Source organism: Amycolatopsis sp. NPDC048633 (assembly GCF_040650695.1).
GTDB lineage: Bacteria > Actinomycetota > Actinomycetes > Mycobacteriales > Pseudonocardiaceae > Amycolatopsis.
Map to the genome: position 1 here is coordinate 221,022 of NZ_JBEZHS010000004.1, position 18,215 is coordinate 239,236.

Here is an 18,215-nt window from a genome sequence, read left to right on the forward strand (position 1 = left end):
TCAGGGCAGGCGGATGCCCAGTGACTCGCGGTACCAGTCGGCCGCCCCCGTCAGGCTCGGGCCGAAGCCCGGGCCCGGGGAGACGCCGGTCAGGTCCCAGATGCGGTCGCTGTCGTACCAGTGATCCCGCGTGAGCAGGGAGTACTGGTGGTCGGTCAGCGACGGAAGTGCCGCTCGCGTGCGGGCCCGGTGCTCGGCGAGTGGCAGGTCGGTGACCGGGACCGGCAGGTCGAGCAGCTCGCACACCGCGGTGACCAGCCGGCGCATCCGGACCGGGCGCGGGTCGGCCACGTGGAGAACCTCGCCCGCCCCGGTGAGCCGGGGATTCACCGCCAGCACCGCGATGGCCGCGGCCAGATCGGCAACGGCCACGAGCGAGGTCCGGGCCGCACCGCCCGCCGCCCAGGCCGGGACGGCTTGGACCCAGCGGACCAGCGCGGGCACCAGGTGCCGATCGCCGACGCCGTGGACCAGGTGCGGCCGCAGCACGGTGCCACCTGCGGCCAGGACGAGGCGCTCCCCCGCCAGCCTGCTGCGGCTGGTGGGGGAGGCCGGGTCGGTGACCAGGTCGGACCCGGTGTGCAGGTGCTCGCCCGCCGGACCGCTGCGGTCGGTCGGCGGCCCCTGCTCCGGCGCGCCCCCGTCGACCGGACCGCCCGAGCCGGTCGACGGCCCCTGCGCCGCCACTGGCTTCGGCACGCCCACGCCAACCGGAGCATTCCGGCCGGTCGGCGGCCCCTGCCCCGCCACTGGCTCCGGCGCGCCCTCGCCCACCGGACCGCCCCGGCTGACCGGCGCTCCCTGCTCCGCCGCCAACCCGGACTCGGCCCCCGGACGCGAGCCCGCCAATCCATCCCGGCTGACCGGTGATCTCCCATCCGCCGCCAATCCGGGCCCACTCCTGCCTGCCGAACCGTTCCGGCTGGTCGGCGGCCCCAGATCCGCCACCAGCCCGTGCCCGCCCCGCAGGCCCCCGCCTGCCGGACCGCTCCAGCCGGTCTGCGGCCCCTGGTCCGCCACCGACTCCGGCAGACCCCCGCCTGCCGGGCTGTTCCGGCCGGTCGGCGGCCCCTGCTCCGCCGCCGGCCCGGAGTTACTCCCCTGGCGCGCACCGGCCAGCCCGCCCAGCAAGCCCCCGCTTGCCGGACCGCTCCAGCCGATCTGCGGCCCCTGCTCCACCGCCGGCCCGGAGTTACTCCCCTGGCGCGCACCGGCCGGCCCGCCCCGGCTGGTCGGCAGCCCCAGATCCGCCACCAACCCGGCCCCCGAACGCGAGCCCGCCAGCCCGGTCGGCGCCCCCGGATCCGCCTCCGACCCGCTCAGGCCCCCGCCGGCAGGCGACCCCCTCCACAAAGACCCCGGGACCACCGCCCCCTGGTGAACGCCGTCCCGGTACACCGCGCACGTGCTCAGGTACAGCACGTGCGCGGTGCCTGCCCGCCCGGCCTCGGCCAGCAGCCTCGCCGTCCCTGCCTCGTTGACCTCCGTGCACAGCTCCGGGTCTCCGCCCACCTGCGATGCCAAGTGCACCAGCGTCGTGATGCCCGTGCACGCCCCCGCGAGGCCCGCCGCGTCCCTGAGGTCGCCGGGCCACGGTGTCACGCCCGCGTCGGTCATCCAGGCCGGCGGCGGGCGCCGGACGAGGATGCGGACCCGGGGGCCCATTCCTCGCCCGACCAGCTCGCGCAGCACCGCCGTGCCCACGAAACCGGTTGCGCCGGTGACCAGGATGTCCGGCTCGCCGGCCGTCACGACAAACGCATCCCCAGCGTGCCCGTCGCGGCCGTGGCTCCCTTCTGGCGGACCTCGACCCGGACGGTGCGCGTGCGGTCCGGCCCCGCCTCGCCCGCTTCGACCACCAGCAGGCACTCGGAGTCGAACTCCACGTACGTGTCGAACCGGAACTCCGCGCTCTCCGGCAACGCGTACGGGTCGCCGATCGCCAGCAGGGCCGCCTGCCGCGCGCCCTCGACCAGCACCATGCCCGGCACGTGGTCGACCGGGTGGTCGAAGAGCACCGCGTGGTCCGGGTCGAACCGCAGCGCCCACGTGCCGTCGGTCGGCGTCGCCGCCACCAGCACGTCCTCCGCGCGGTCCCGGCCGACCGAGGCCGGGGCGACGCCCGGCAGGGCCGCCGCCTGGAACGGGGTCGCCGCGAAGTGGTCGCCCCGCACCCGGCGGTAGACCGCCGAGGACACGCACCGCCAGCGCTCCGACCCGGTGCCGATCCGGCGGCCGTCGCGGAGGCACTCGAAGTCCAGCCGCATGCCGCCGATGTTCTTGCCGCGGTACTCGACCTCGTGCGCGCTGACCTTCAGCACCACGTCGACCGGACGGCCCACGGTGGCCAGCCCGGTCTGCTCGACCGAGTACTCCTTGTGGTCGGAAAGGAAGCTGTGACTCAGCGGCACGCCGTATGCCCGGTGCGCGATCAGCAGCACCGCCTGGCGGATCGACTCGGCGTACAGCATCGGATCGTGGAACACGGGCGTCCGTGGCCCGAAGAAGCCGTGCCGGCGCGGCCATTGCGCGCCGACCTCGAACCGGCCTTCGCCGAGGATGTTCAGATCGGTGACGAAGACCTCCGAGACGGCCGCGCGGTGCACGAGGCTCCGCGGGATCGTCTGCTGGAAGTCGACCGCCCGCGCCGCGGGCAGGTCGATGATCTTTTCGGATATTTCGCGCGCAGATTCCTGAAGGATGGTGCCGACCATGACGGTCCTCCTAGAATGTCCTACCCCAGTACCCCAGTACTCCCCCGCTTCATTTGTAGCCGAACCAGACACCTAAAACCATACCAACCGAGCGGTTTTTTTTAGTGGCTTTCCCGGGCGGCGGGACGTAGACTGGCTACTGACGCATGAGGTACCGCCGAATGGTCTACTGTGGACTGGCCGGTGGCTAGCGAGAGGGGCCGGACGTGGCTCGCCAAGAACGCGCGGAGCAGACACGGAACGCGATCCTCGAGGCGGCGGCCTCCCGGTTCGACGCGGTCGGCTTTCTCGGTGCGAGCCTGTCGGACATCCTGACCGAAGCGGGTGTCACGAAAGGCGCACTGTACTTCCACTTCAAGTCGAAGGAAGATCTGGCCGACGCGCTGATCGACGAGCAGTTCACGGTCTGGGACCCCCTCTCGGAGATCGAGAACCCGGGGCTGCAGACCGTCATCGACCTCACCCAGGGCATGGCGGCGAGCCTGCAGTCCGACGTGCGGGTCCGGGCCAGCATCCGGCTCGTCATCGAGCAGGGCTCGTTCATCGCCCCCGCGGACAGCGCCTACAAGCGGTGGATCGACACGATCCACGGCTGCCTGCTCGCCGCGAAGGCGGCCGGCGACCTGCGCAAGGAGATCAACGCGCACGACCTCGCGCAGTTCGTGCAGGCATCGTTCACCGGGATCCAGCTGAGCTCGCAGGTCCTGACCGGGCGGACGGACCTGCTGGAGCGGGTGACGTTCATGTGGAACACGATCCTGAGCTCGGTGGTACCGCCCCGGCGACTGCACCGGTTCATCCCGGAGGGCACACTCCACGAGACCGCCTCGGTCTGAGCAGCACAGAACGGGCGGTCGGGCAGCAGCCGGACCGCCTCTTTCGTCGGATCCCCGTCAGGCTCCCGCGCCCGCCGTCGGCCGCGGCGAGCGCTCGGCCAGCTCGATGAGCCGCCACAGCTTGCCCAGCGTCACGGCGAGGTCGCTGTCCGGCACGACGATCCGGCTGGAAACCACGGATTCGAGGCCCACGCAGGTGACGACCACCAGCAGCTCCGCGGTCTCGAGCGGCACGTCGGTGCCGAGCTCGCCGCCGTCGATCGCTTCGGCGACGTATTCGTGGACCTGGGCCAGCCAGGTGCGGGAGAACACGACGAACCGCTCGTCCACGGACCCCATCTCGCGGGCCATGCGGAAGCTCGCCCCGACCGTCGGGTCGGTGTCGAGCCAGTGCATGAGGGCGCGGCTGAGCTCGGCGAGGCGCCGCAGGGCCGGCCGCGACACCGCGAGCTGACGGCCCACGTGCGCGCGCAGCACGTCCGTCGCGGCGATCTGCACCTCGTCGCAGATCTCGTCCTTGGAGGAGAAGTGGAAGTACAGGCCACCCTTGGTGACACCGGCCGCCTGGGCGATGCCCACCATGCTGGTGGCGGCGTAACCATCCCGGTGCAGCAGCACGGCCGCGGCATCCAGCAACAGGCGCCGCGTGTGTTCCGAGCGTGCCTGCTTGGTCACCGTCGGTCCCCTCGGGTCGAGCCGTCCGGCGCAGGGACCCTGCGCGTCCCGATCATGATTACATACCAACCGCCCGGTTTACAACTAGGGGAACCCCAGAAACCGGCCCCTGCCAAGGCACTTTGCGACCGCTCACAGAACAAACCGACCGACCTCCCGGTTTTGTCTTGAAAACCGACCCCCCGGTTTAGTACGCTGCCGATGTGGGACCGGGCACATGGGCGCTGGAGGACACACTGGGGGCGCCAGGCCGGGCAGTTCCGATCGACACGCGGACACCGGAGGCACTGGAAATGGACTACGAGATACTGGGGCAGATGAAAGTCGGCGGGCGGCCCGGCGTCAGTGCCCCGCGGGCACGCAAGATCGAGACGCTGCTCGCCGTGCTGCTGGTCAAGCGCAACCAGGTGGCGACCACCGAGCACCTGATCGGCGAGCTCTGGGGAGAGCACCCGCCGGCCCGGGCGAGCGCCGCCCTGTACGTCTACGTCTCGCAGCTGCGGAAGCTGCTGCGCGGCACGGGGGACGACGTGGACGACAGCCCGGTCGTGACCAGCCCGCGCGGCTATTCACTGCACGTCACCGACGGCGAGCTCGACGCCGACCGCTTCACCCGCCACTACGAGCGCGGCCGGGCCCTGTATTGGGACCGCAACTACAAGGAGGCCGCGACCGTCCTGCGCGAAGCCGCGAACCTGTGGCGCGGCGAAGCGTTCGGCGGCTTCACCGACTCCCGCGACGTCCAGGCCTATGCCGCTCTGCTGGAGGAGACCCGGCTGGAGTGCCTGGAGCTGCTGATGGAGACGGAGCTGCTGATCGGCCGGCACCGTGAGGTCGTCGGGCAGCTTTCCGCGCTGGCGAAGGAGCACACGCTGCGCGAAACGTTCTACGAGTACCTGATGACGGCCCTGCTGCGGTCGAACCGCCGTGCCGAGGCGCTGGAGACCTTCGCCTCCGCCCGGCACCACCTCGTCCAGCAGCTGGGCATCGAACCCGGCAGCTCGCTGCGGAAGCTGCACCACAGCATCCTCGTCGGCGAGATGTCGGACGCGGTCTGATATCCCCCTCCGCGTCCGGCCCAGCGGCCCGGCCCACCCGCCACGAGCGGGGGCCGGGCCGTTTTTATCGGCCCGAGACCCCGGTCAGCTCCGGTAGAGCGACACGACCGGTTCGCCGCACGCGGCGGGCTCGCCGTACCAGCCACCCCAACGGCTATCGAGGGCCAGGTCGGCCAGCTCGGCCATCAGGTCCAGCTCCGCGGGCCACACGTAGCGCAGCGGCACCCGGGCGTCGGCCAGGAAGAGCATCTGGCGGGCGCAGTCGTGCCCGGTGACGAGCGGGTGCGCCGCCCAGCGGGCCGGGTGCGGGTGGAGCCCCTGGACGACCAGCCCGCCGCCGGGACGCAGCAACGCCGCGAGCCGGCGGACCAGGCGCACCTGCTCCCGCTGCACGAGCAGCCGCGAGAGGACGTCCGAGCCCGCGTAGACGACGTCGAAGCGCTGGGCGGGCAAGCTGTCGAAGCCGGTGTCCGTGACGGCGTACCCGTCGGCCGCGAGGGCGTCGGCCACCGGGCCGCCGCCGGGGACGAGCACGCGAGGACGGCGAGCGACCCGGTCGGCGACCTCGGCGAGGAACGCCGCCGCGCCGGCCGGATCGGCGGCCAGCGGGGCGAACCACGCGTCGAGGGTCACGGCCGGCTTCTCGACGATGCGGGTCGGCATCGGGGCCACCTCACTTCACGGACTGGTCGGATCTTCTCTACGCAGAGTGCCGGACCGACCTAAAGTCGACCTTGCGCACGCGAAAGGCGGCCCGTGCGCAGAGCACGGGCCGCCTTGTTCCGAGAGACGCTCAGCCGCGAGCGCGCTGGTGGAACTTCCGGATCGCCAGGTACGCGGCCCCCGCCGTGATGACGACCCACCAGGCCAGCGCCAGCCAGCCGGTCGAGCCCAGGTCGGTGCCGTTCATCAGGCCGCGGACGGCGTCGATGAGCACGGTCACCGGCTGGTTGTCGACGATCACCCGCAGCACCGACGGCATCGACGCCGTGGGCACCAGCGCGCTGGTGGCGTAGGGGATGAAGATGAGGATCATGCCGAGGCCGCCCGCGCCTTCGACGGTCTTGGCGATCGACCCCAGGAGCGTGGCCAGCCAGAACACGCCGGTCGCGAACAGCGTCAGCAGCCCGATCGCGCCGAGCCAGCCGAGCACGCCCGCCCCGGGGCGGAACCCGACCGCCAGGCCGACCGCGACCATCACCACGAACGAGAGCAGGCTCCGCAGCACGCCGGAGACGACGTGGCCCACGAGCACGGCCGGACCCGCCATGGGCATCGAGCGGAACCGCTCCACCAGACCCTGGGTGAGATCGGCGGCCACGCCCACCACGGTGGACGTGGAGTTGAAAGCGATGCTGATGGCCAGCAGGCCGGGCAGCAGGTAGTCGATGTAGGCCATGCCCGGCACGTTGATCGCGCCGCCGAACATGAAGCGGAACAGCAGCAGGAGCACGATCGGCAGCGAGACCGCCTGGATCAGCATCTCCGCGTTGCGCGCGATGTGCTTGACGTTGCGCCCGATCAGCACCCGGCAGTCGGACAGCGCCAGCGCGAACGAGGAACGGCTCGGGGTGTCGGGGAGCTGCGTCCCTTCGACCTCCCTGGACAAGGTCTGGGTCATCGCTTCTCTCCCGCGGTTCCGGTAAGGGTGTGGAAAACGTCGTCCAGGGTCGGCTCGGACAGCTCGAGGCCGGTGGTCTCGAGGCCCGCGTCGGCGACCTGGTTGAGCACCCGCCGGACCTGGCCGGGCTGGTCGATGGCGACGCTGACCGTGTCGTCGATCAGCACGCCGCCGGTGATGCCGTACGCGCGCTCCGCTTCGGCGGCGGTGGCGAAGGTGAGCTTCAGCCGCTCGGTGCCGACCTTGCGCTTCAGCTCGGCCGCGGTGCCCTCGGCGACGACGCGGCCCTTGTCGATCACGGCGATCCGGTCGGCCAGCTGGTCGGCCTCTTCGAGGTACTGCGTGGTGAGCAGGATCGTGGTGCCGCCGTCGAGCAGCTCGCGGATCGCGTCCCACATCGCCGAGCGGCTGCGCGGGTCGAGGCCGGTGGTGGGCTCGTCGAGGAACAGCACCGGCGGCGAGGTGATCAGGCTGATCGCCAGGTCGAGCCGGCGGCGCATGCCGCCGGAGTAGGTCTTGACCTGGCGGTCGGCGGCTTCGGTCAGGTCGAACTGGGTGAGCAGCTCGGTGGCGCGGGTCTTCGCCTCGGCCGTGCCCAGGTGGAACAGGCGGGCCATCATCCGCAGGTTCTCGCGGCCGGTGAGCAGCTCGTCGACCGCGGTGTCCTGCCCGGTGAGGCCGATCTGCTCCCGCACCTTCCGCTTGGGCCCGTCGAGGTCGTGGCCGTTGATGGTCACGGTGCCGCCGTCGGCGTCCAGCAGGGTGCTCAGGATCCGGACCGTCGTGGTCTTCCCGGCGCCGTTCGGGCCCAGCAGCGCGAACATCGTGCCGCGCTGGACGCTCAGGTCGACGCCTTCCAGGACGTCCACGTCGCCATAGGACTTGCGCAGCCCCCGTGCTTCGATTGCGTAGCCGGTGACCATCGGTTACCTCTCCTCATTCGGGTCAAGATCGTTGTGAAGCAGGGGAACTGTCCGTTCCAGTGGGCCACAGCCCGTTCCGGGGCGGCAATAATGGCCGGGTCCGGCCGGGTTAGGGGTGGCGCCGGGGCTAGTCGTCGTCCCCACCGCCGATCGCCATGCTGATCAGGGCGTCGGTGTCGAGGTCGTCGATCGTGGCTTCCTCGACGGCTTCCGGTTCGACGCTGTCCTCCGGCAGGCGCACGCCGGCCAGCTCCAGCAGCCCGTCCAGGAGCCCGGCGGCGCGCAGCTTCTCCAGCGGGATGCCCGCCAGCGCGTCGCGAACCCCTTGCTCGGTAACGGCTTCCGCGCTCACCTCGACCTCGGCCGGGGCCAGTTCGCCGACCAGGTGCTCGGCGAGGATCCGCGGGGTCGGGTAGTCGAAGATCAGGCTCACCGGCAGCTTCAGGCCGGTGACGAGGCTGAGCTTGTTGCGGAACCCGGTGGCGGACAACGAGTCGAAGCCGACCTCGTTGAACGAGCGGTCCGGCTCCACCGCCTCCGGCCCGGCGTGGCCCAGCAGCGCCGCGGCGTGCGTGCGCACCAGGGTCAGCACGGTCGGGACGCGCTTGGCCACCGGCAGCCCGGCCAGCTTCTTCGCCAGCGACTCGGTGTCCTCGGCCGCGTCCTGCGCCGCACGGCGGCCCGGCGTGCCCGCCAGCCCGCGCAGCACGGCGGGCAGGTCGTCGTCTCCCGACGAAGCCAGCACCCGGGTGTCCAACGCGATCGGCACGAGCAGCGCGTCGGTGGCGCCGGCCGCCGAGTCCAAGAGGTCCAGTCCGTCCTCTGTAGACAGCGCCGTGATCCCGATGTGGTGCGCGTCCGCGCCGTCGAGTGCCTCGCCCATGCCGTCGGCCCACAGGCCCCAGGCCAGGGAAGTGCCCGGGAGTCCTTCGGTCCGGCGCCTGGCCGCCAGCGCGTCGAGGAACGCGTTGGCGGCGGCGTAGCTGCCCTGGCCCGGGGCGCCGAGGACGCCGGCGGCCGAGGAGAACAGCACGAACGCGGTCAGGTCCAGGTCCCGGGTCAGCTCGTCGAGGACCGATGCCGCGTCGGCCTTCGGGCGCAGCACGGTGTCCAACCGCGACGGCGTCAGCGACGTCAGGATGCCGTCGTCGAGGACGCCGGCGGCGTGCACCACCGCCCGCAGCGGCGCTTCGGCCGGGATCCCGGCCAGCAGCGTGGCGACGGCGTCGCGGTCGGCGACGTCGCAAGCGGCGATCGTGACGTCCGCATCGAGCGCTGCCAGTTCGGCCGCCCCGGGCGCGTCGGCGCCCCGGCGGCTGACCAGGAGCAGGTTCCGCACGCCGTGCTCGGCGACCAGGTGCTTCGCCACGGCCGAGCCCAGCGCGCCGGTGGCGCCGGTGACCAGGACCGTGCCTTCGGGGTCCCACACCGGGGCCGCGACCGCGTCGGCCGCCTTGGCCAGCCGCGGCACCAGGACCGCACCGGCCCGCAGGGCGACCTGCGGCTCGTCGGAAGCGGCCACCGCGGCGAGCGTCCGGCCCGCCGGGGTGCCCGCGCCGAGGTCGACGAGGGTGATCCGGTCCGGGTGCTCGGCCTGCGCCGAACGCACCAGGCCGGCCACGGCGGCGCCGACCGGGTCGGGGTTCTCCCCCTCTTCGGCAGCCACCGCACCGCGGGTCACGACGATCAGCGACTCCCCCGGTCCGGCCAGCCAGGACTGCAGCAGACCGAGCACGCGGTGCAGTTCGGCGTGCAGGTCGTCGCCGGCCACCGGGAGCACAGCGTGGCCGGTTGCCGCCGTCTGGGCGCCCAGGGCCTCGGTAAGGCCGAAGGCATCGTCGCCCAGCACGGACCAGTCGGTGACTTCCGCGACCGCGTCGAGGTCGGTCCGCTCCCACGCGACCCGGAACAGCGAGTCTCCCCCGCCGGTCTGCGAGGCCTGCGGGACGGCGGACATCGGGCGCAGCAGCAGCGACTCCACCGACGCGACCGGGGCGCCGGCACCGTCGGCGACGTCCAGCGCGACCGCGCCGGTGCCGACCGGACGGACGTGGACCCGCAGCGTCGTCGCACCGACGGCGTGCAGCCGCACGCCTTCCCACGCGAACGGCAAGGCCGGTTCACTGCCCGCCGCGCCGGAGACGCCGATCGTGTGCAGCGCGGCGTCGAGCACGGCCGGGTGGACGCCGTAACGGTCCACATCGGACACCGACGCCGGGAGCCGGATCTCGGCGAACGCCTCGCCGTCGCGCTTCCAGGCCGCGACGAGCCCCCGGAACGCGGGACCGTAGGCGAGCCCGTCGGCGGCCAGCTCCTCGTAGGTGCCCTCCAGGCGCACCTGCTCGGCGCCGGCGGGCGGCCACGCGGTCAGGTCGAACTCCGCCGCCTTGCCCGCCTTGGCCAGCTTGCCGGTCGCGTGCCGCGTCCAGGCAGCCGTCGTTCCTTCGGCCCGCGAGTGGACGCTGAACGCGCGGGTGCCGTCGGCGCCCGGGGCGTCGAGGGCGAACTGGACGCGGACGCCGGTCCGCTCCGGCACGACCAGCGGGTACTCCAGGGTCAGCTCGTCGAGCCGCGGGCAGCCGGCCTCGTCGCCCGCCCGGATCGCCATCTCGACGAACCCGGTGCCGGGGAACAGGATCGAGCCGCCGACGACGTGGTCGGCCAGCCACGGGTGCGTGCCCACGGACAGCCGTCCGGTGAACAGCAGCCCGTCGGCGCCGGCCAGTTCGAGAGCCGCCCCGAGCAGCGGGTGGTCGTCCTGGCTCACGGCGCCGGTGGTGCTCTCCAGCCAGAAGCGCTGCCGCTGGAACGGGTAGGTCGGCACGGGGACCGGCCGGGCGCCGGTGGGCTCGTAGATCGCGGCCCAGTCGACGTCGACGCCGCTGACGTGCAGCTGCGCGACGCCGGTCAGCGCGGCCACGGCTTCGTCGTTCTCCTTGTGCAGCATCGAAGCCACGACCTCCGGCCGTTCGTCGAAGCACGCCGCCGTCATCGCGGCGAGCGTGGTGTCCGGACCCAGCTCCAGGAACCGGTTGACGCCCTCGGCCGCGGCGCGGGTGACCGCGTCGGCGAACCGGACGCCTTCGCGCACCTGCTGGACCCAGTACTCCGGCGAGGTCAGGTCGGCGCCCTCGGCGACCGTCGAGATGACCGGGATCCGCGGCGACGAGTAGGTCAGCTCCGCGGCGATCGCGCGGAACTCCTCGAGCATCGGCTCCATCAGGCGGGAGTGGAAAGCGTGCGACACCTTCAGCTGCTTGGTGCGCTCGAACTTCGCCGCCACCGCGGCCACGGCGTCGGCCGCTCCCGAGATCACGACCGAGTTCGGCCCGTTGACAGCAGCGATGTCGACGCTGTGGTCGCGAACTTCCTCCGGCGTCGCTTCGATCGCCACCATCGCGCCGCCGGTCGGCAGCGCCTGCATCAGCGCACCCCGGGCGACCACCAGTTTGGCCGCGTCCGCCAGGGAGAACACGCCCGCGCAGTGAGCCGCGGCGATCTCGCCGATCGAGTGGCCGAGCAGGGCGTCCGGCTTGACGCCCCACGACCGCACCAAGCGGAACAGCGCGACTTCCAGCGCGAACAGCGCGGGCTGGGTGTACCGGGTCTCGTCCAGCTCGTCGGTGACCGAGCGAATCGGGCGGTCCAGGTGCCGGTCGAGTTCCGCGCAGACCTCGTCGTACGCGGCCGCGAAGGCCGGGAACTGCTCGGCGAGCCGGGTCCCCATGCCGACGCGCTGCGAACCCTGGCCCGCGAACAGGAACGCCGTGCGCCCGCCCGCCGTCGCGATGCCGCTGACGACCCCGCGCGCCTCTTCCTCGTCGACCAGTGCGGCGAGACCGCGGACGAACTGCGGCGACCGCTGCCCGATCAGCACCGCGCGGCGGTCGAACGCGCTGCGCGTGGTGGCCAGCGAGAACCCGATGTCGGCGAGGCTGCCTTCCGGCTCTTCGTCCACATAGGACATGAGCTGCTCGGCCTGGGCGCGCATCGCGGCGGCGCCGCGCCCGGAGACCGGCCAGGCGACCGGGCCTTCGTGGTCGTGCCCGCCGGTCACTTCCCGGCGGTCGCCCTCTTCGAGGATCACGTGGGCGTTGGTGCCGCTGACGCCGAACGACGAGACGCCGGCCCGGCGGATGTGCCCGTTGGGCAGCCACTTCACCGGCTCGACCAGCGCGCGGACCGCACCGGACGACCAGTCGATCTCGGTCGACGGCCGGCCGACGTGCAGCGTGGCGGGCAGTTCGCCCTGGCCCATGGCCATCACCATCTTGATCACCCCGGCCGCGCCGGCCGCGGCCTGCGTGTGGCCGAGGTTCGACTTGACCGAGCCGATCCACAGCGGACGGTCGGCCGAGGTCTCCTTGCCGTAGGTGGCCAGCAGCGCCTGGACCTCGATCGGGTCACCCAGCTTTGTGCCGGTGCCGTGCGCCTCGACGGCGTCGACGTCGGCCGCGGTGATGCCGGCGTCGGCCAGCGCCGCGCGGATCACGCGCTGCTGCGCGGGGCCGTTGGGAGCGGTGAGCCCGTTGGACGTGCCGTCCTGGTTGACCGCGCTGCCCTTGAGCACCGCGAGCACCGGGTGGCCGAGGCGCCGGGCCTCGGACAGCCGCTCCAGCACCAGCACGCCGACGCCCTCGGACCAGGTGGTGCCGTCGGCGTCGTCGGAGAACACCTTGCAGCGCCCGTCGGCGGCCAGCCCCTTCTGGCGGCTGAACTCGACGAACGTCTCCGGCGTCGCCATCACGGTCACGCCGCCGGCCAGCGCGAGCGAGCAGTCGCCGCCGCGCAGGGCCTGGGCCGCCATGTGCATCGCGACCAGCGAGGACGAGCACGCCGTGTCGACGCTGACCGCCGGCCCCTCCAGCCCGAGGGTGTAGGACACCCGGCCGGTGACGATCGAACCGGCGCTGTTCGCGCCCACGTAGTCGTGGTACTGGACACCCGCGTAGACGCCGGTCGGGCTGCCCTTGAGCGAGGACGGGTCGATGCCCGCGCGCTCGAGGGCCTCCCAGCACGCTTCCAGCAGCAGCCGCTGCTGCGGGTCGATGGCCGGGGCTTCCTTCGGCGAGACCCCGAAGAACGTCGCGTCGAAGTCGCCGGCGTCGTGGACGAACCCGCCGCGGGCGACGTAGGTGGTCCCGGCGCGCCGGCCGGTCGGGTCGAGCAGGCCGTCGACGTCCCAGCCGCGGTCGGCGGGGAAGTCGCCGATGGCGTCGCGGCCGTTGGCGACCAGCTCCCACAGCTGCTCCGGCGAGGTGACCCCGCCGGGCAGCCGGCAGGCCATGCCGACGATCGCGATGGGCTCGTCGTGCGCCTGGGACACCGCCGCGGCGACCTGGTCCGGCGCACCCGCCAGCTCGGTGAGGAGGTGCGCGGCCAGCGCCGACGGCGTCGGGTGGTCGAAGATCAGGGTCGCGGGCAGCCGCTGCCCGGTCGCCGCGGTGAGGCCGTTGCGCAGCTCGATCGCGGTGAGCGAGTCGAAGCCGAGCGACTGGAACTGCGCGGCCGCCTCGATCTCGTGCGCGCCGCCGTAGCCCAGCACGGTCGCGGCGTGGCCGCGGACCAGCTCCAGCACGGCGTCGGCCCGGTCCGCCTCGGGCAGGGCCAGCAACCGGGTCGCGAACGAATCGGTGACCGCCACCGCTCCGGCCGCCACCCGCCGGGTGGGCCGGCCGGTCAGCTCCTCCAGGGTCTTCGGGATCCGGTCCAGCTTCCGCAACGCGGGGAGGTCGAGCTTCACCGGCGCGACGGCGGCTTGCCGGGACGCCAGCGCGCGGTCGAAGAGCTCCAGTGCGTCCGAAGTGGACAGAGGAACGATGCCGCTCGTGCCCAGGCGGGCGACCTCGGCCTCGGTCAAGGTGCCGCCCATACCGCCGACCTCGCCCCACAGGCCCCAGTCCAGCGACTGCGCGGGCAGGCCCTGGGCGACGCGGTGACCGGCGAGCCCGTCGAGGAACGCGTTCGCGGCGGCGTACCCGCCCTGGCCCGGCGCGCCGAGCACGCCGGAGACCGAGGAGAACAGCACGAACGCCGAGAGCGCGGTGTCGCGGGTCAGTTCGTGCAGGTTGAGCGCACCGTCGACCTTCGGCCGCAGCACGGTGTCGATGCGTTCGGGCGTCAGTGCGGTGATGACGCCGTCGTCGAGGACGCCGGCGGCGTGCACCACGGACGTGAGCGGGTGCTCGGCGGGGATCGCGGCCAGCACCGCGGCGAGCGCGGCGCGGTCGGCGACGTCGCACTGGGCGATGTCGACGTGCGCGTCCAGCTCGGCGGCCAGGCTTTCCAGCTCGGGCGTGCTCCGGCGGCTGACCAGCAGAAAGCGCCGGACGTCGTACTGCCGCGCCAGGTGCCGGACGAGCGCGCCACCGATCGCGCCGGACGCGCCGGTGACCAGCACGGTGCCGCCCGGGTGGAAGTACGCCGGTTCGGCCGCCGCCGCGGTGCGGACGAGCCGCGGGACGAGGACCGTGCCGAAGCGGACGGCGGCTTGGGGTTCCCCGGTGGCGAGGACCTGCGGCAGGACCGCGTCCGCCTCGGTTTCGGCGTCCAGGTCCAGCAGTACGAACGTGTCCGGGTTCTCCTCCTGCGCCGAGCGCACGAGACCCCAAGCAGCGGACCCCGCGAGGTCGGTGACGCCCCCGGCCGCCGCGACCGCACCCCGGGTGACGACGACCAGGCGCGCGTCCTCCGGGTGCTCCTCGGTGAGCCAGTTCTGCAGCGCACCGAGCACGCGGTGGGTCAGCTCATGGGTCTCGGGGCCGGTGCAGTCGAAGATCTCGACGGCGGAGGCGTCCACAGTGGACTCACTGGGGATCCGCTGCCACTCGATCCGGTACAGCGGGGCTTCGGTCGCGATCGGCGCGGTGAACGCGCGGAACACGGTCTCGGCGACGGTGGCGACGGGTGCACCCGTCGTGTCGGCGAGGTCCAGGGCGAAGCCGTCCTCGGTGGTCGGGGTGAACCGCACCCGCAGCGCCGAAGCGCCGGTGGCGTGCAGTTCGACGCCCGTCCAGCAGAACGGGACGCGGCCGACTCCGCCGTCTCCCCCGCCCGCGACGCGCAGGGCGTGCGTGCAGGCGTCGAGCGCGGCCGGGTGGAGGCCGAAGCGTTCGGCGTCGCTGTCTTCGGGCAGGGCGACCTCGGCGAACACCTCGCGGCCACGCCGGAAGACCGCCTTGAGCGAGCGGAACAGCGGGCCGTAGGTGAGGCCCGTGTCGGCGAAGTCGTCGTAGATGCCGTCGATCGCGACCGGCTCGGCGCCGGACGGCGGCCATTCGGTCAGCTCGGTGCCGCGGTGGGACTGCGGTGCGACGGTGCCGCCGGCGTGCAGCAGCCACGGCTCGCCGCTGTCCTCGGGACGCGAGTGGATCTGGACGGCGCGGACGCCGTTCTCGTCCGCCACCCCGACCGTCACCTGCACCTGGACGCCGCCACGGTCCGGGACGACCAGCGGGCTGCCGAGCGTGAGCTCCTCGATCCGGCCGCAGCCGACCTGGTCGCCGGCGCGGATCGCCAGCTCCAAGAAGGCCGTGCCGGGCACGGTGGCGACGTCGCCGAGCCGGTGCTCGTCCAGCCACGCGTGGGTCTCGAGCGAGAGCCTGCCGGTGAGCACGACACCGTCGGTGTCGGCGAGTGCGATGGCCGCGCCGAGCAGCGGGTGCCCGGCGGAGGTGAGGCCGGCGGCGGTCACCTCGTCGCGGTTCGCGCGGGCGTCGAGCCAGTAGCGCTTGCGCTGGAAGGCGTACGGCGGCAGGTCGGCGCGCCGGGCGCCGCGGCCCTCGAACACCGCGGCCCAGTCCGGGGCCAGGCCGCTGACGTACAGCTCGGCCAGCGCGGTGAGCGCGGCGCGCGGCTCGGGGCGGTCCTTGCGCAGGACCGGCACGACCACGGCGTCCAAGCTCTGGCGGGCGAGGGCGGACAGCACGCCGTCCGGCCCGACCTCGACGAACCGCGAAACGCCCTGGGCACTGAGCGCGGTGAGCCCGTCGTGGAAGCGGACGGCCGCGCGGACGTGCGAGACCCAGTACTCCGGCGTGGCGACCTCTCCCCCGGCCAGTGCGCCGGAGACGTTGGAGACCAGCGGGATCGTGGGCTCGGAGTAGGCGAGGGTGCGGGCGACCTCGCCGAACTCGGCCAGCATCGGCTCCATCAGCGGCGAGTGGAACGCGTGCGACACCTTCAGCTGCTTGGTGCGCTCGAACTTCGCGGCCACCTCGGCGACGGCGTCGGCCGCGCCCGAGATCACGACGGCATCCGGGCCGTTGATGGCGGCGATGCTGACATCGGCGGTCAGGTGCGGCGTGACCTCGTCCTCGGTCGCCTGGATCGCGACCATCGATCCGCCGGTGGGCAGCGCCTGCATGAGCTTCGCGCGGGCGGCGACCAACGTGCAGGCGTCGGCCAGAGACAGCACCCCGGCGACGTGCGCGGCGGCCAGCTCGCCGACCGAGTGACCGAGCAGGAAGTCGGGCTTCAGGCCCCACGACGCCAGCAGCCGGAACAGCGCGACCTCGATCGCGAACAGCGCGGGCTGGGTGTAGCCGGTCTGGTTGATCAGGCGCGGCTTGTCGAAGACGACCGTCTTCAACGGGCGGTCGAGGTGCTGGTCCAGCTCCGCGCAGACCTCGTCCAGTGCGGCGGCGAACACCGGGAACGCTGCGGCCAGCTCGGCCCCCATCCCGGCGCGCTGCGCGCCCTGGCCGGAGAACAGGAACGCGGTGAGCCCTTCGACCGGCGTGCCGGTGACCACGTCCGGCGTCGGCTCACCGTCGGCGAGCGCGGCGACGCCGGCCTTCCCGTCGAGCACGACGGCGCGGTGGGACAGCGGCGAGCGGGACGTCGCCAGGGAGAAGCCGAAGTCGAGCGGCGACACACCGTCCACAACGGACAAGAGCCGGGATGCCTGCGCCTTCAGGGCCGCGGTGCCGTGCCCGGAAAGGGGCCACGGGACCGGCACTTCGGCGGGCCAGCTCGGCGTCGTCTCCTCGACCTCGACGGGCGGGGCCTCTTCGACGATCACGTGCGCGTTGGTGCCACTCACGCCGAACGAAGAAATACCGGCGCGACGCGGCTTCTCGCCCGCGACCCACGGTCGTTCCTCCGTCAGCAACTCGACGTTGCCCGCCGCCCAGTCGACCTCGGTGGTCGGCTCGGTGACGTGGAGGGTCTTCGGCAGCAGGCCGTTCTGCAGGGCCTGCACCATCTTGATCACGCCGCCGACCCCGGCCGCGCCCTGGGCGTGCCCGATGTTCGACTTGATCGAGCCGAGCCACAGCGGGCGGTCCCGGTCCTGGCCGTAGGTGGCGAGCAGGGCCTGGGCCTCGATCGGGTCACCGAGCGTGGTGCCGGTGCCGTGGCCTTCGACGGCGTCCACATCGGACGCCGAGAGCTGCGCGTTCGCCAGTGCCTGGCGGATGACGCGCTGCTGGGACGGGCCGTTCGGGGCGGTGAGGCCGTTGGACGCGCCGTCGGAGTTGACCGCGGAGCCGCGCACGACGGCGAGGACCGGGTGGCCGTTGCGGCGCGCGTCGGACAGCCGCTCCAGCAGGAGCGTGCCCGCGCCCTCGGCCCAGCCGGTGCCGTCGGCGCTGTCGGAGAACGGCTTGCAGCGGCCGTCGGCGGCGAGCCCGCGCTGCCGGCTGAACGCGACGAACGGGCCGGGCCGCGACATCACCATCACGCCGCCGGCCAGCGCCAGCGCGCAGTCACGCTGGCGCAGTGCCTGCACGGCCAGGTGCAGCGCGACCAGCGAAGACGAGCAGGCCGTGTCGATCGTGATCGCCGGGCCTTCCAGGCCCAGCGCGTAGGCGATCCGGCCGGAGATGACCGAGCCGGCGTTGCCGGTGCTCAGGTAGTCCTGGACCTCGCCGGCGAGCACCGACGGCGGCAGCTCGTCGTAGTAGTCCTGGTCGCCGCTGCCGAGGAACACGCCGACCTGCTGCTTGGCCAGGGAGTGCGGGGCGATGCCGCCGCGCTCGAAGGTCTCCCACGCCAGCTCCAGCACGAGCCGCTGCTGCGGGTCCATGGCGAGCGCCTCACGCGGCGAGACGCCGAAGAACGGCGCGTCGAACTGGGCGACGTCGTGGATGAAGCCGCCCTCGCTCACGTAGCTCGTGCCCGGGCTGTCGGGGTCGGCGTCGAACATCGAGTCCAGGCCCCAGCCGCGGTCGGTGGGGAACGGGCCGATGGCGTCGCGGCCACCGGCGACCAGGTCCCAGAGGTCCTGCGGTGAGCGGACGTCGCCCGGGTACCGGCAGCCCATCGCGACGATGGCGATCGGCTCGGCGTCCGCGGCCTCGACCTCGCGCAGCCGTTCCCGCGTCTCCTGCAGGGTGGCGGTCACCCGCTTCAGGTAGTCGACCAGCTTGCTTTCGTCAGTCATCGGA

9 protein-coding genes are annotated in these 18,215 nt (G+C 73.0%); 2 read left to right on the forward strand and 7 right to left on the reverse strand.

The genetic code is table 11. From position 1 onward, the window contains the following. A complete protein-coding gene (locus AB0C38_RS11805; RefSeq protein ID WP_360670530.1) occupies positions 1–1,752 on the reverse strand; it encodes an NAD-dependent epimerase/dehydratase family protein in 1,752 nt (583 codons plus the stop codon). Further along, positions 1,749–2,714: a ScbA/BarX family gamma-butyrolactone biosynthesis protein gene (locus AB0C38_RS11810; protein ID WP_360670533.1), complete on the reverse strand. Its 966-nt coding sequence runs from the start codon at positions 2,712–2,714 to the stop codon at positions 1,749–1,751. The genes AB0C38_RS11805 and AB0C38_RS11810 overlap by 4 nt, the downstream gene beginning before the upstream one ends. Positions 2,715–2,920: 206 nt before the next feature. Between AB0C38_RS11810 and AB0C38_RS11815 the strand changes: the two genes are divergently transcribed. Next, on the forward strand, positions 2,921–3,550 hold the full coding sequence (locus AB0C38_RS11815) for a ScbR family autoregulator-binding transcription factor (RefSeq protein ID WP_360670537.1): 630 nt from the start codon (positions 2,921–2,923) through the stop codon (positions 3,548–3,550). A 57-nt stretch (positions 3,551–3,607) separates the two neighbouring features. On the opposite strand, the gene AB0C38_RS11820 is transcribed toward AB0C38_RS11815, so the two are convergent. Next, complete coding sequence (locus AB0C38_RS11820) at positions 3,608–4,225, reverse strand: ScbR family autoregulator-binding transcription factor (RefSeq protein WP_360670540.1); 618 nt, start codon at positions 4,223–4,225, stop codon at positions 3,608–3,610. Between the two features lie 293 nt (positions 4,226–4,518). Here AB0C38_RS11820 and AB0C38_RS11825 point away from each other — a divergent pair, with 293 nt between their 5' ends. Then, the gene (locus tag AB0C38_RS11825) at positions 4,519–5,283 is read left to right on the forward strand and encodes an AfsR/SARP family transcriptional regulator (RefSeq protein WP_360670543.1); all 765 of its coding nucleotides are present in this window, start codon (positions 4,519–4,521) and stop codon (positions 5,281–5,283) included. Positions 5,284–5,367: 84 nt separating this feature from the next. On the opposite strand, the gene AB0C38_RS11830 is transcribed toward AB0C38_RS11825, so the two are convergent. From AB0C38_RS11830 to AB0C38_RS11845, 4 genes are all read right to left on the reverse strand, one after another. Further along, positions 5,368–5,946, reverse strand: coding sequence for a hypothetical protein (locus AB0C38_RS11830; protein WP_360670546.1), 579 nt, complete (start codon positions 5,944–5,946; stop codon positions 5,368–5,370). A 130-nt stretch (positions 5,947–6,076) separates the two neighbouring features. Next, positions 6,077–6,904, reverse strand: a complete 828-nt coding sequence (locus tag AB0C38_RS11835; RefSeq protein ID WP_360670549.1) for an ABC transporter permease — start codon at positions 6,902–6,904, stop codon at positions 6,077–6,079. Beyond that, the gene (locus tag AB0C38_RS11840; protein WP_360670552.1) at positions 6,901–7,827 is read right to left on the reverse strand and encodes an ATP-binding cassette domain-containing protein; all 927 of its coding nucleotides are present in this window, start codon (positions 7,825–7,827) and stop codon (positions 6,901–6,903) included. The genes AB0C38_RS11835 and AB0C38_RS11840 overlap by 4 nt, the downstream gene beginning before the upstream one ends. Positions 7,828–7,954: 127 nt before the next feature. After that, positions 7,955–18,211, reverse strand: a complete 10,257-nt coding sequence (locus AB0C38_RS11845; RefSeq protein ID WP_360670555.1) for a type I polyketide synthase — start codon at positions 18,209–18,211, stop codon at positions 7,955–7,957. Positions 18,212–18,215 lie beyond the last annotated feature (4 nt).

Excerpts from the sequence above, each read along its gene's own strand:
- AB0C38_RS11810 (WP_360670533.1), bottom strand. The coding sequence starts at position 2,714 with ATGGTCGGCACCATCCTTCAGGAATCTGCGCGCGAAATATCCGAAAAG.
- AB0C38_RS11825 (WP_360670543.1), top strand. The coding sequence starts at position 4,519 with ATGGACTACGAGATACTGGGGCAGATGAAAGTCGGCGGGCGGCCCGGC.
- AB0C38_RS11830 (WP_360670546.1), bottom strand. The coding sequence starts at position 5,946 with ATGCCGACCCGCATCGTCGAGAAGCCGGCCGTGACCCTCGACGCGTGG.
- AB0C38_RS11835 (WP_360670549.1), bottom strand. The coding sequence starts at position 6,904 with ATGACCCAGACCTTGTCCAGGGAGGTCGAAGGGACGCAGCTCCCCGAC.
- AB0C38_RS11840 (WP_360670552.1), bottom strand. The coding sequence starts at position 7,827 with ATGGTCACCGGCTACGCAATCGAAGCACGGGGGCTGCGCAAGTCCTAT.
- AB0C38_RS11845 (WP_360670555.1), bottom strand. The coding sequence starts at position 18,211 with ATGACTGACGAAAGCAAGCTGGTCGACTACCTGAAGCGGGTGACCGCC.